Raw genomic sequence first — 12845 nt, 5'->3', positions numbered from 1 at the left:
TCGGCGAGATGTGGCGCGACCTCGCGCCCATCGGCCGCAACGACGAGAGCGGCGGCTACCGCCGCTACGCCTGGACCGCCGCCGACACCGACTGCCGGGCGTGGTTCGAGGCGCAGGCCGAGTCCCGCGGCCTGACCTACGAACTCGACCGCAACGGCAACCAGTGGGCCTGGCTCGGCGACCCCGCCGCGGGGGACGCCGTCGTCACGGGCTCCCACCTGGACTCCGTACCGGACGGCGGCGCGTTCGACGGGCCCCTCGGGGTCGTGTCGTCCTTCGCCGCACTCGACGAACTCCGCCGCAGGGGAGCGGAGTTCACCCGGCCTCTCGCGCTCACCAACTTCGGTGACGAGGAGGGCGCCCGGTTCGGCCTGGCCTGCGTCGGCTCCCGCCTCACCGCGGGCAAGCTCACCCCCGAGCAGGCGGCGCGGCTGCGCGACGGGGACGGCGTCAGCCTCCCGCAGGCCATGGAGCGGGCGGGCTACGACCCGGAGGCGATCGGTCCCGACCCCGAGCGGCTCGCGCGCATCGGCGCGTTCGTCGAGCTGCACGTGGAACAGGGCCGCGCCCTGGACCTGTCCGGCGACGCCGTGGGCATCGCGAGCGCCATCTGGCCGCACGGCCGCTGGCGCTTCGACTTCCGCGGCGAGGCCAACCACGCGGGAACCACCCGACTCGTCGACCGCCGCGACCCGATGCTGTCGTACGCGCAGACCGTCCTCGCCGCCCGCCGCGAGGCGGAACTCGCGGGCGCCGTCGCCACGTTCGGCAAGATCTCCGTCGAGCCGAACGGCGTCAACGCCATCCCGTCCCTGGTGCGCGGCTGGCTCGACTCCCGCGCCGCCGACCAGCAGACCCTCGACACGGTCGTCACGGCCGTCGAGAAGGCGGCCCGCGAGTACGCCGACGCGCACGGCATCGACCTGGAGACGGTGCGCGAGTCGTTCACGCCCGTCGTCGAGTTCGACCACGCGCTGCGCGACGAACTCGGCCGCATCCTCGGCACCGACGACCAGCTCACCGTCCCCGTGCTCGGCACCGGCGCGGGACACGACGCCGGAATCCTCGCGGACTCCGTGCCGACCGCCATGCTGTTCGTGCGCAACCCCACGGGCGTCTCGCACTCCCCGGCCGAACACGCCGCGGAGGACGACTGCCTCGCCGGAGTGAGCGCACTCGCCGATGTACTGGAGGGCTTGGCGTGCAGGTGACGTACTGGCTGGAACATGCCTGGCTCGACCCGGAGGTCGAGCCGGGCGTGATCGTCGAGGTGTCGCAGGACGGCCGCATCGCGGACGTGCGCACCGGCGTCGACACCCCGCCCCCCGGCGCGAGCGTCCTGCGCGGCCTGACCGTCCCCGGCCTGGCCGACGCCCACAGCCACGCCTTCCACCGCGCCCTGCGCTCCACCGTCCAGGTGGGCTCGGGCACGTTCTGGACGTGGCGCGAGGTGATGTACGCGGTCGCCGACCGGCTGACCCCGGACACGTACCACGCGCTCGCCAGGGCGGTGTACGCGGAGATGGCGCTCGCCGGGATCACCACCGTCGGCGAGTTCCACTATCTGCACCACGCGCCGGGCGGCACCGCGTACGACGACCCCAACGCGATGGGCGAGGCCCTGATCGCGGCCGCCGCCGAGGCCGGCATCCGCATCACACTCCTCGACACGGCGTACGTCTCCTCCGGCTTCGGCAAGGAGCCCGACCGCCACCAGCGGCGCTTCTCCGACGGCACCACCGAGGCGTGGGCCGAGCGGGCCACGCTCCTCAAGGACCGCGACCACGCGCGGATCGGCGCGGCGATCCACTCCGTGCGGGCCGTCCCCGCGGACCAGCTCGGCACGGTCGCCGAGTGGGCGAGCACGCGCGGCGCGCCCCTGCACGTCCACCTCTCCGAGCAGACCGCGGAGAACGACGCGTGCCTGGCCGCGCACGGCTGCACGCCGACCCGGCTCCTCGCCGACCACGGTGTGCTCGGCCCGCACACCACGGGCGTCCACAACACGCACCTCACCGACGAGGACATCGCCCTGCTCGGCGGCTCCGGCACGGGCACGTGCATGTGCCCCACCACGGAACGCGACCTGGCCGACGGCATCGGCCCCGCCGTCGCCCTCCAGAAGGCGGGCTCACCGCTCTCCCTCGGCTCGGACAGTCACGCCGTCATCGACCTCTTCGAAGAGGCGCGGGCGATGGAACTGAACGAGCGGCTGCGCACGCGCACCCGGGGTCACTGGACGGCGTCGGCCCTGCTGCGCGCCGCCACGGCCGACGGGCACGCGGCGCTCGGCTGGACCGACGCCGGACGGATCGAACGCGGGGCGCTCGCCGACCTCACGACGGTCGCGCTGGACTCCGTACGCACGGCGGGCCCGCTGCCGCGGCTCGGCGCGGAGACGGCGGTGTTCGCGGCATCGGCGGCGGACGTGCGGCACACGGTCGTGGGTGGCCGTCACGTGGTCCGTGACGGGCAGCACGAGCTGGTCGGGGACGTCGCGGGGGCACTGGCCGAGGCGATCGGGGCGCTGCGGGGGTAAAGCTGTCCTCCACCCCCAGCCCGCCCCTTCCCGAATGTCCTCGAACGCCGGTCGGGCTGAAACATCAGCCCGACCGGCGTTCGAGGATTCCCCACCCGCGGAGAGGAACCATGACCACCACCGTCATCACCAACATCGGCTCCCTGGTCACCAACGACCCGGCCCAGGGCGACAGCCCTCTCGGTCTCGTCGAGAACGCCGCCGTCGTCATCGCAGGCGACCGCGTCGCCTGGGTGGGCCCCACCGCCGAGGCCCCGTCGGCCGACGCCACCCACGACGCCGAGGGCCGCGCCGCCATCCCCGGCTTCGTCGACTCCCACTCCCACCTGGTGTTCGCGGGCGACCGCACCCAGGAGTTCAACGCCCGCATGTCGGGCCGCAGTTACTCCGCCGGAGGCATCCGTACGACCGTCGCGGCCACCCGTGCCGCCACCGACGCGGAGCTGGAGGCGAACCTCACCCACTACCTGGCCGAGGCGCTGCGCCAGGGCACGACGACCTTCGAGACGAAGTCGGGCTACGGGCTGACCGTCGAGGACGAGGCGAGGGCGCTGCGCATCGCGGCGCGCCACACCGACGAGGTCACCTACCTCGGCGCGCACATCGTGTCGCCGGACTACGCGGACGACCCGGCCGCCTACGTCGCGCTCGTGACCGGCGAGATGCTGGACGCCTGCGCCCCGCACGCCCGCTGGATCGACGTCTTCTGCGAGAAGGGCGCCTTCGACGGCGACCAGGCCCGCGCGATCCTCAACGCCGGCAAGGCCCGCGGCCTGCACCCCCGCGTCCACGCGAACCAGCTCAGCTACGGGCCCGGGGTCCAGCTCGCCGTAGAACTCGACGCGGCGAGCGCCGACCACTGCACGCACCTCACGGACGCGGACGTCGACGCCCTCGCGAACAGCGGCACGGTCGCCACGCTGCTGCCGGGCGCGGAGTTCTCGACGCGCGCCGAGTGGCCCGACGCCCGCCGTCTCCTGGACGCGGGCGCGACCGTGGCGTTGTCCACGGACTGCAACCCGGGCTCGTCCTTCACGTCCTCGGTGCCGTTCTGCATCGCCCTGGCCGTACGGGACATGGGGATGACGCCGGACGAGGCGATCTGGGCCGCGACGGCGGGCGGCGCGCGGGCGCTGCGCCGCGACGACATCGGCCGCGTGACGCCGGGGGCGTACGCGGACCTGGCCCTGCTCGACGCGCCGAGCCACGTCCACCTGGCGTACCGGCCGGGCGTACCGCTGGTGTCGTCGGTCTGGCGGCGCGGCGTGCGCGCCGCCTGACCGGGCACCCACGCCGCCTGAGAACACGTGTGAGAACACACACGCCGCCGCCGCGCCGAGTGCGCGGAGGCGGCGGAGGTCGGTCGGCCGGCGGGACGGCTATTCCTCCAGCGTGAGGCCCTTGCGCAGGCGCACCAGCGTCCGCGAGAGCAGCCGGGACACGTGCATCTGGGAGATGCCCAGCTCCTCGCCGATCTCCGACTGCGTCATGTTGGCGACGAAGCGCAGGGAGAGGATCTTCCGGTCCCGGGACGGGAGTTCGGCGATCAGGGGCTTCAGGGACTCGACGTACTCGATGCCCTCGAGCCCGTGGTCCTCGTACCCGATGCGGTCCGCGAGCGCGCCCTCGGAGTCGTCCTCCTCGGGCTGCGCGTCCAGGGAGCTGGCCGTGTAGGCGTTGGAGGCGGCCATGCCCTCGACGACCTCGTCGTTCGTGATGCCCAGGCGCTCGGCGAGCTCGCCCACCGTCGGTGCGCGGTCGAACTGCTGGGCGAGTTCGTCGCCCGCCTTGGCAAGGTCGAGACGAAGCTCCTGGAGCCGCCGCGGAACGCGGACGGACCAGGACGTGTCACGGAAGAAGCGCTTGATCTCGCCGACGATGGTCGGCATCGCGAACGTCGGGAACTCGACGCCACGGCTCAGCTCGAAGCGGTCGATCGCCTTGATCAGGCCGATCGTGCCGACCTGGATGATGTCCTCCATCGGTTCGCTGCGGGAGCGGAACCGGGACGCCGCGAACTTCACCAGGGCGAGATTGAGTTCAACCAGCGTGTTACGGACATACGAATACTCGTGGGTGCCCTCTTCGATGGACTCCAGCCGCTCGAAGAGCGTTTTGGACAGAGCCCGTGCATCCCGGGGAGCCACCTCGTCGAAAGGCGGGATCTCCGGCAGGCCGGCCAGGTTGTCGAAGGCCTCGTGTTCCGGTGGGGGTGTCGACGTCGACGCCTGGTCAGTACGCGATTCGTCGAGCCGGGGTGACATGATGTCCTCCATCGTTCTCGGCATATGGCTGCCGATGCCAATACGTGCACTGCGGTGTGCGGCGCCTCCGTAGCCGGCCGTGGTCGATAGCTGTCCTTACTAGGCCTACCCGCTTTTACGCCTTGCCCGCAAGTGCGTTATGTGGCTAAATGTCCGATTCCTAGGGGTTGTTCGGGTACCGGAGGGCGTAGCAAAGGCGTAGTGTTCGGGGGCGTCAATGAACAGCCACGGCGATCGAGAAGACTCGGAAGAGAGAGACGTCATGGACCGCGGGACAGTCGGCAGCGCGCATCGGGGCCGGCTTCTGGTCGAGGTGCGGGAAGAGGGCGTCAGCGCCGTCGTGACTCCGGTGGGTGAGCTGGACCACCACACCGCCGATCTATTGCGAGAACCCCTGGAGAGCTGCCTCACCGCCGGATTGTCACGGCTGGTGATCGACTGCTCACGGCTCGAGTTCTGTGATTCGACCGGGCTCAATGTGCTGCTCGGTGCCCGCCTCAAGGCGGAGGCCGCCGGAGGCGGAGTCCATCTGGCCGGGATGCTGCCCGTGGTGGCCCGGGTCTTCGAGATCACCGGCGCGGAAGCCGTCTTCACCGTCCATGAGTCGCTCGACGCGGCTCTCGACGACTGACAGGGCGCGTACGCAGGTGAAGCACGGAAGTTACGCGTCAGTTGTCTCTACGTGATCGAGACGTTACCAGCGTCACACCAGCCATGCCGAAGAAGTGGGTGTTCTCACGGATCGGTCGGGCAGGAGACAAGCTGGGTCCCACCCCGGACCACGCCTCCACGGCGAATCTTTTCCACACATCACACGTCAAGAGTCTCGGTGAGGTGAAGTGCTGATGAGCACCACCCGGCCTTACTCGCCGGGCGACCGCGGCCCGGAGCCGGAAGCCACCGGCGATACCGGTGGCACGCCAGGTCTGTCCCCCGCCGACGTCGGGCGGACAGCCGGGCACCAGAGCCGCACGCTGAACCTGGTCGGGGCGGTCGGCATCGTCCCCCTGTCCCGTGACTTCGCCCGCGAGGCGCTGCACGCCTGGGGCTGGATGCCGGCGGGCACCGCCGACCGGCGGGCCGCCGCCGAGGACGTCCTGCTCGTCGTCTCCGAGCTGGTCACCAATGCCTGCCTGCACGCCGAGGGCCCCGACGAGCTGCGCATCTCCTGCGACAGCAAGGTGCTGCGTATCGAGGTCTCCGACCGGGGGGCCGGGCAGCCCGCGCCCCGGACCCCGCACCGCGCCGGCCGGCCCGGCGGGCACGGGATGTTCATCGTGCAGCGCCTGTGCATGGACTGGGGAGTCGTCAGGACCACGGGCGTCCCCGGCAAGACCGTCTGGGCCGAAGTCGGAGCGCCCGCCTGACCGGAGGCCTTGGGGGGCTTGGGGTTACCCCGGGTTCGCACATCTCTTCGCACGCGCCGGATCCCATCGGATCCGGCGCGCACTTATGTCTTCCCTCGACAAGGTCCCCGGCGTACCTTGAGCGCCCAATCTGATGTGCCGTCAGTAACTTGGCGCGTGCAACTCAGGAACTCCCGGCATGAGGGGAACTCGAGGTGTCGTACCGGACGTACCAGAAGCGAACGGCAGCGCTCGCGCTGGCCGCGGCCCTGGCCGGCTCCGGGGTGCTGATGGCCGCCCCCGCAGCCCAGGCCGATGTGCAGGACGTCAACTACCAGTGCAAGACGCCGATCGGGAACAAGGGAGCGGTCTCCCCGATCGACATCAAGGGTGTCAAGAGTGGCAGCGGCTACAAGATCACCATGTCCTTCCAGAAGGGCGTCTCGTCCAGCCCGGTGGAGCTCGGCAAGGGCGCGATGAAGCCCAGCGCCGTCATCAAGCTGGGCGGTGCGGAAACCGGCTCCCTGCCGGTGTCAGGACCGCCGAACGCGGAGGCGATCCCCGCCAACACCCCCATCAAGATCAGCGATCTGTCGGGCACCTACACGCCGGCGAAGAGCGGCAAGGTCACCTTCACCGCCGGTGTCCTCACCATCAAGGCACTCGGCACCACGACGACGTGCACACCCGCGAACAGCCCGAAGCCGTCACTGACGCTGGACGTCAAGTCGGCCGGGGGCGGCGGCACTTCGGGCGGCTCGACAGGCGGTACGGCGGGCGGCTCCGCGAGTGCCCCGTCCGGCGGCGAACTGCCGCAGACGGGACCCGAGGACTCCGCGATCGCGCTCGGCACCCTCGGCGGCACGGTGCTGCTCGCGGGCGCGGCGGGCGTGCTGTGGCTGACGCGGCGCAACCAGGCGGCGCGCTGACCTAGGGCCTCTCGTTTGGATCAGGCCGGGCTCGCGGGGTCTGGCGCCGCACCTCGCGGCGTGTCGGTCCCCGACGATCCGCGTCGACTCCCTCTTCCGCCTTGCGATGCACGGCGCCAGACCCCGCTCCCTGATCCGGCCTGTCCAAACGGAAGACCCTGGGCGGCCGTGCCCGTCCGACACCCGTACGCGATGACCTGGAGCCGCCGATGCCGTCCCCTCCCCGGGCCCGCGCCCGCCTGCGCGCGCTGTGCGGGGCCGCCGTCCTGCTGGCCGCAGTGGCAGGGGCGGCCCCGGTGGCCGCGGCTGCCACGGCGCCCGCCTGGTCCGTCACCCCGTCCGCCGGCGGCGGCACCAGGCCCGCGCAGGACGGCCGCCCCTACTTCTACGCGGAGGGGGTGCCCGGCACCGTGCTCCAGGACAAGGTGGCCGTCACCAACCCCGGCGACAGCCCCCTGACCGTACGGCTGCGCGGCGCCGACGCCGACAACACCGGCACCGGCGCCCTCTCCCTGCGCACGAAGTCGACCGACACGGGCGCGTGGATCACCTTCGCCCGGCGCGAGGTGAAGGTCCCGGCGCGCACCCGCGCCGAGGTCCCCTTCACCGTCACCGTCCCGGCCGACGCCACACCCGGCGACCACCCGGGCGCCGTCGTGGCCAGCGCGAACGGCCGCGACTCCGGAGTCAGCATCCACCTGCGGGTCAGCGGCCCCACCCTCTCGGCGCTCACCGTCGAGCGGGTCCGGGTCACCGGCGGACGGATCTCGTACGACCTCGTCAACCGCGGCAACACCGTTCTGACGCCCAAGCTGGCCGTGCGCGCCGACGGCGTACTCGGCCGGGCCCTCGACCGGCGCCCGCGCACCCTGCCGGTCGAGCTGCTGCCCGGCCGCCGCGTCACCCTCAGCGAGCCCTGGACGAACACCCCCGCCCTCGACTCGGTCCGGGTACGGCTCACGGTCACGGCCGGGGGCGGCGCCCACGACGAGGCGACGGCGACGAAGCGGTTCGTGCCGTGGGGCGGCGTCGCGGGGGCGGGAGCCGCTCTGCTGGCCGCCGGGGCCGGGGCCTTCTGGCTCGTACGCCGACGACGGCGGGCGGGGGAGAGGGACGGGGACGGGGGAAACCCCCCGGGCCAGGGGAACCCCCGGGACCGCGGGAACCCAGAGCAGACCCCAGAGCCCTCCGAGAAGACCCCAGAGATCCCAGAGATTTCAGAGATCCAAGGGAGTTGGTCATGAACCGCCGCCACCGCTGCGGGCCCCGGCTGTGGGCGGCAGCGCTCGTCCTGGTCACCGCGCTCGGCCTCGCCGCCCTGCCGCAGCAGGCCGTCTCCGCCGCCGAAGGGCCGGCCGTCACGCTCTCCAAGTCCCAGGCGGGGACCGGCGGTTCGATCACCGTCAGCGGATCGGGGTGGCGTTCGAAGACGCTGCTCATGATGCTCATCTGCGGCCAGTCCGAACCCGGCAAGGGAGTCATCGGCGGCACCAACTCCTGCGCCAACGCCGACGGCCGGGCCGTCACCACCGGGTCCGACGGCTCCTTCAGCAAGAAGCTCCCGGTCGCCGAGCCGCCCGTGCCCTGCCCGTGCGTCGTCCACGTCGCGACCGTCACCGGCGACAAAGCGCAGGCGGACGCGGTGCTCAAGGTCGCGGGCCATCCCGTCAAGGCGCTCCCCGCGCAGGCGGGCACCGGGAAGCTGTCCGTCCTGACCGACACCCGGCTCGACGGGTCGAGCGGCGTCCTGACCTGGTTCGGCGCCCCGGCGTCACGCACGTTCGTCTTCACCGTCGGCAACGTAGGCTCGGCCCCCCTCAAGGACCCGGTCTTCCAGGTCGGCACCTCCCACGGGGTGTTCGCCCCGCAGTGGGAGGACCAGCAGTGGCGCGGCACGATCGCCCCCGGCCGCAAGGCGCAGATCAAGCTGCCCGTCGAACTCACCTCGGGCGCGCACGGCAACTACCTCGTCTCACTCAAGTTCGGCGGCAAGGTCCTGGCCGAACAGCCGTGGGGCGTGGGCCGTCCCTGGGGGGTCACCCTCTTCTGGATCCTGCTCTGCGTCGTGATCCCGGCGGCGGTGTTCCGGATCGGGATGGCGGTCGTGGACCGCGTACGGCCCCGGCGGTCCGGCGGGGCGGGACGTCACCGCGGCGGGCTGCGCCTGTCCGAAGTGACGGCGCGGCTGCCGAAGTTGACCCTCCCGGAACCGTCGCCCCGCCGCTCCACGGAAAAGGCTTCCGGCCCCACCAAGGCTTCTTCTTCTACTGCTTCTACTTCCACTTCTACGGCCCTGCCCTGGTTCACCCCGGACACGGATCCGGGCGCACCGGCCGGTCAGCTCTCCGCACCGTCAGACAACAGCCCGACAACGAAGGGAAACACGTGAGCACCCAACGGAGAGTGAGCGCGGCCGGCGTCGCCCTGATGCTGGGCGGTGCGGGCCTCCTGCTCGCCGCCGCACCGGCACAGGCCGCCGAGGTCGCGTACAAGACCGAGTGCATCCCGCCCGCCATCTCCGGCCTGCCCGCCGTGGAGGGCACGACCAAGGTGGAGATCACGGCGCCCGCCGAGGCGAAGGTGGGGGACGAGGTGGAGGTCGTCTGGAAGACGACCCAGGCCGCGTCCAGCAACCCCGATGTCCTCGACCTCGACAAGGACACGGTCCTGCCGACCGGCACCGTGAAGGTGGGCGGCGCGCAGACCGCGGACCTGTCGGTGGAGGGCACCCGCACCAATCCGCCGATCAAGAAGAACAGCCCCATGGTCCTGTCCGACATGAAGGGCAAGATCAAGCTGACGGCGCCCGGCGAGGTGACGCTGACCCCGGACAAGTACAACATCAACGTCAGCAAGCCGATCTCGACGGACACCAAGTGCTCGCCCAAGGAGGCCGTCAAGCCCGGCGCGACCATCAAGGTCACCGACGGGGGCGGCGCCACGACGGGCGGCCTGCCCACAGGTCTCCCGACGGGTCTGCCCACCGGGCTCCCGACGGGTCTGCCGACGGGCGGCACCAGCGGTGGCGGCTCCACCGGTACGGGCGGCAGCGACACCGGCGGCAGCGACACGGGTGGCAGCGGCGGCGGGCAGAGCGACTTCACCGGCAAGGAAGTCCAGATCCCCTACAAGTGCAAGACCCCCATCGGCGACAAGGACGCCACCTCGCCGGTGCAGATCAACGCCAAGAAGGACGGCGGGAACTACGGCCTGACGGTCCAGTTCAAGAAGTCCGTCATGGACAGCCCGGCGGACATCCCCGCCGACTCGGTCAAGCCGTCGATGGAGGTCACCCTGGGCGGCGCCGACAAGGGCACGGTCCACGTGGAGGGCCCCACGAACAAGGAGCCCATCAAGTCCGGTGCGCCCATCAACATCCCGGACCTGACGGGTACGTACAAGCCGGGCGCCGACGGCAAGTCGACCCTGTCGCCCGGAGTGCTCACGGTGAAGGCCCTGGGCACGACGACGACGTGCACCCCGTCGAAGACGGAGGTCTCCCTGGAGATCGACACGGCGGCCCAGCCGGGCGGCGCGGCGGGCGGCTCCGGGTCGGCCGGCGGGTCGGCGGGCGGCTCGGACACCTCCGGCGGCCTGGCGGAGACGGGCTCGTCGAACGACGGCATCCTGCGCGCCCTCGGCCTGGTCGCGGGCACGGTGATCCTGCTGGGCGGAGCGGTCTTCACGTTCCTGCCGAAGCGACGCCGGGTGGGGTGAGCTGAGGGGTCCGCCCTCAATCGGCGCCGCGTACGTACGCGGCACCGGGAAACGCCGAAGGGCCGTCCCACCGGATTCGGTGGGACGGCCCTTCGTACGTGTGCGGCCGAGCGGGTGCGACTAGCGCACGTCGCCCATGAGCTCCTTGACCTGCTTGCGGTACATGAACACCGCGCCGCCCGCGATCACCGCGAGTGCGGCTTCCAGGGCCACGACGCCCGTGCCGTTGAGGTCGACGCCGGCCGTCGAGAGCAGGCCCGTCACCGCGTCGCCCGCCGTCACCGCGAGGAACCAGACACCCATCATCTGGGAGCCGTACTTCGCCGGGGCCATCTTGGTGGTCACCGAGAGGCCGACCGGGGAGAGGGCCAGCTCGCCGACCGTCTGGACGAAGTAGATCAGGACGAGCCACCAGGGGCTGACCTTGCCGTCGCCCGCGGCCGTCAGCGGCAGCAGGAAGACGAAGAAGGAGATGCCGACGAGGGCCAGGCCGAGCGAGAACTTGGTGACCGTGCTCGGCTCCTTGCCCTTGCGGGCCAGCGCCAGCCAGATCATGGCGGCGACCGGGGCCAGCGCCATGATGATCACCGGGTTCACGGACTGGAACCAGGAGACCGGGAAGTCCCAGCCGAAGACGCTCGTATTGGCGTGGCTGTCGGCGAAGATCGACAGGGTCGAGCCGCCCTGGTCGTAGATCATCCAGAAGACGGCGGCGGCGGCGAAGAACCAGATGTAGCCGGAGACCTTCGACTGCTCGGTCTTCGTCAGTTCCTTGTCGCGCTTGATGCGGCCGAGGACCATGATCGGGACGACCAGGCCGATCACCATGAGCGGGACCATCACCCAGTTCAGGGTGTACGTGCCGGTGCCCACGACGATGCCGTAGAAGACGACGGCGACGAGCAGCCAGATCATCGACTTCTTCAGCGTCGCGGCGCGCTCGGCGGCGTCCAGCGGCTTCGGGACGACGGAGGACTGCTCCGACAGGTGGCGGGTGCCGAGCAGGAACTGGCCGAGGCCGATCGCCATGCCGACCGCGGCGAGCGCGAAGCCGAGGTGCCAGTTCACGTTCTGGCCGACGGTGCCGATGACCAGCGGCGCGGCGAACGCGCCGAGGTTGATGCCCATGTAGAAGACGGTGAAGCCGCCGTCACGGCGCGGGTCGTCCGGGCCGTTGTAGAGGTGGCCGACCATCGTCGAGATGTTGGACTTCAGCAGACCCGAACCGACCGCCACGAAGAGCAGACCGACGTAGAAGATGCCGTTCGAGGGGACGGCCAGCAGCAGGTGACCAACCATGATCACCGCACCGGCGATCGCGGTCGTCTTGCGCGGTCCCCACACGCGGTCGCCGAACCAGCCGCCGGGCATGGCGAGCAGGTACACCGTCGAGACGTAGACGGAGTAGATGGCGATGGCCGTGCCCGCGTCGAGGCCGAGGCCCTCGGGCGCCACCAGGTACAGCGGGAGCAGGGCGCGCATGCCGTAGTAGGAGAAACGCTCCCACATCTCGGTCATGAACAAAGTGGCCAGGCCGCGAGGGTGGCCGAAGAAGGTCTTGCCGCCGGAGGGTGCCCCGGTGGATTCCTTCGTCAGGCTGGTCGCCATGGAAGTTCCTTGCTGGTACGGGTCGCGGGTCGTGGGTGACCGCGCGGCCAGTGGGGGTGGCCGGCACCGGGACCTGCCGTCCTCCTCCCCACGCCCACGGGGGATCGCCGCCGCGTGCGAAGACGCATACGGAGACCAGGTACGGCTGTCCCGGGATCCACACCCCGTGCGCGTCTTCGCGTCCGGGGTCCGGCCCACAGGTCATTCCTTCAAAGCTGGTGGTGACCAGCTCGCACATGAAAGAGACCTTCGCAGCGCGGTGCGCTCAAAGGCCTTCATTAGTGCATCAGGCGTTCAGTCACCATACGACACGACAGTGCGGCATATGGAAGGACTTGAGAGATGGATCACAGGCCCTGACGGAACCGTTCGCGCGCATTCGAAGGTGTCATCCAGGTTCTCATCCCACAGGCGTAGGCCCGCCCGGCCGGGTCGCTGCCCT

Annotated in this window: 11 protein-coding genes; 9 read left to right on the top strand and 2 right to left on the bottom strand. The window is 71.1% G+C overall.

Going from position 1 to position 12845, the window contains the following annotated elements:
• The first annotated feature begins 8 nt into the window (after positions 1-8).
• The 3 genes from ACIPWY_RS15715 (at position 9) to hutI (ending at position 3819) form a co-directional block, all read left to right on the top strand.
• A complete protein-coding gene (locus ACIPWY_RS15715) occupies positions 9-1211 on the top strand; it encodes an allantoate amidohydrolase (RefSeq protein WP_393705467.1) in 1203 nt (400 codons plus the stop codon).
• Positions 1202-2539 (top strand): formimidoylglutamate deiminase, encoded by a 1338-nt coding sequence (locus tag ACIPWY_RS15710; RefSeq protein WP_393705445.1) that lies wholly within the window; start codon positions 1202-1204, stop codon positions 2537-2539. Before ACIPWY_RS15715 ends, ACIPWY_RS15710 begins: the two co-directional genes overlap by 10 nt.
• A 110-nt stretch (positions 2540-2649) precedes the next feature.
• Entirely contained in the window at positions 2650-3819 is a 1170-nt protein-coding gene (gene hutI / locus ACIPWY_RS15705) for an imidazolonepropionase (RefSeq protein WP_393705446.1), read from the top strand.
• Positions 3820-3918: 99 nt separating this feature from the next.
• On the opposite strand, the gene ACIPWY_RS15700 is transcribed toward hutI, so the two are convergent.
• Positions 3919-4803: an RNA polymerase sigma factor SigF gene (locus tag ACIPWY_RS15700; protein ID WP_362897594.1), complete on the bottom strand. Its 885-nt coding sequence runs from the start codon at positions 4801-4803 to the stop codon at positions 3919-3921.
• Positions 4804-5065: 262 nt separating this feature from the next.
• Here ACIPWY_RS15700 and ACIPWY_RS15695 point away from each other — a divergent pair, with 262 nt between their 5' ends.
• From ACIPWY_RS15695 to ACIPWY_RS15670, 6 genes are all read left to right on the top strand, one after another.
• The gene (locus ACIPWY_RS15695; protein WP_362897592.1) at positions 5066-5434 is read left to right on the top strand and encodes an STAS domain-containing protein; all 369 of its coding nucleotides are present in this window, start codon (positions 5066-5068) and stop codon (positions 5432-5434) included.
• A 214-nt stretch (positions 5435-5648) separates the two neighbouring features.
• Complete coding sequence (locus ACIPWY_RS15690) at positions 5649-6170, top strand: ATP-binding protein (RefSeq protein WP_362897590.1); 522 nt, start codon at positions 5649-5651, stop codon at positions 6168-6170.
• A gap of 194 nt (positions 6171-6364) precedes the next feature.
• Positions 6365-7078 carry an LPXTG cell wall anchor domain-containing protein gene (locus ACIPWY_RS15685; RefSeq protein WP_393705447.1) on the top strand — a complete coding sequence of 238 codons (714 nt, stop codon included), beginning with the start codon at positions 6365-6367 and terminating at the stop codon, positions 7076-7078.
• A gap of 209 nt (positions 7079-7287) precedes the next feature.
• The gene (locus ACIPWY_RS15680) at positions 7288-8322 is read left to right on the top strand and encodes a hypothetical protein (RefSeq protein WP_393705448.1); all 1035 of its coding nucleotides are present in this window, start codon (positions 7288-7290) and stop codon (positions 8320-8322) included.
• The gene (locus ACIPWY_RS15675; RefSeq protein ID WP_362897584.1) at positions 8319-9467 is read left to right on the top strand and encodes a hypothetical protein; all 1149 of its coding nucleotides are present in this window, start codon (positions 8319-8321) and stop codon (positions 9465-9467) included. The genes ACIPWY_RS15680 and ACIPWY_RS15675 overlap by 4 nt, the downstream gene beginning before the upstream one ends.
• Positions 9468-9505: 38 nt before the next feature.
• Positions 9506-10795, top strand: a complete 1290-nt coding sequence (locus ACIPWY_RS15670) for a hypothetical protein (protein ID WP_362898380.1) — start codon at positions 9506-9508, stop codon at positions 10793-10795.
• Between the two features lie 120 nt (positions 10796-10915).
• On the opposite strand, the gene ACIPWY_RS15665 is transcribed toward ACIPWY_RS15670, so the two are convergent.
• The gene (locus tag ACIPWY_RS15665; RefSeq protein WP_362897582.1) at positions 10916-12403 is read right to left on the bottom strand and encodes an oligopeptide:H+ symporter; all 1488 of its coding nucleotides are present in this window, start codon (positions 12401-12403) and stop codon (positions 10916-10918) included.
• Positions 12404-12845: the final 442 nt, after the last annotated feature.

The sequence above is a fragment of the Streptomyces sp. NPDC090032 genome, from assembly GCF_044748025.1.
In the GTDB taxonomy this organism is placed as follows: domain Bacteria; phylum Actinomycetota; class Actinomycetes; order Streptomycetales; family Streptomycetaceae; genus Streptomyces.
Note: the sequence above shows the minus strand (reverse complement) of the source record. Positions and strands in the feature narration are given on the sequence as shown.

Bases quoted from the DNA above. Each gene is read 5' to 3' on its own strand.
- ACIPWY_RS15715 (WP_393705467.1), top strand. From the start codon at position 9: ATGTGGCGCGACCTCGCGCCCATCGGCCGCAACGACGAGAGCGGCGGC.
- hutI (WP_393705446.1), top strand. From the start codon at position 2,650: ATGACCACCACCGTCATCACCAACATCGGCTCCCTGGTCACCAACGAC.
- ACIPWY_RS15700 (WP_362897594.1), bottom strand. From the start codon at position 4,803: ATGTCACCCCGGCTCGACGAATCGCGTACTGACCAGGCGTCGACGTCG.
- ACIPWY_RS15695 (WP_362897592.1), top strand. From the start codon at position 5,066: ATGGACCGCGGGACAGTCGGCAGCGCGCATCGGGGCCGGCTTCTGGTC.
- ACIPWY_RS15690 (WP_362897590.1), top strand. From the start codon at position 5,649: ATGAGCACCACCCGGCCTTACTCGCCGGGCGACCGCGGCCCGGAGCCG.
- ACIPWY_RS15680 (WP_393705448.1), top strand. From the start codon at position 7,288: ATGCCGTCCCCTCCCCGGGCCCGCGCCCGCCTGCGCGCGCTGTGCGGG.
- ACIPWY_RS15675 (WP_362897584.1), top strand. From the start codon at position 8,319: ATGAACCGCCGCCACCGCTGCGGGCCCCGGCTGTGGGCGGCAGCGCTC.
- ACIPWY_RS15670 (WP_362898380.1), top strand. From the start codon at position 9,506: ATGCTGGGCGGTGCGGGCCTCCTGCTCGCCGCCGCACCGGCACAGGCC.
- ACIPWY_RS15665 (WP_362897582.1), bottom strand. From the start codon at position 12,403: ATGGCGACCAGCCTGACGAAGGAATCCACCGGGGCACCCTCCGGCGGC.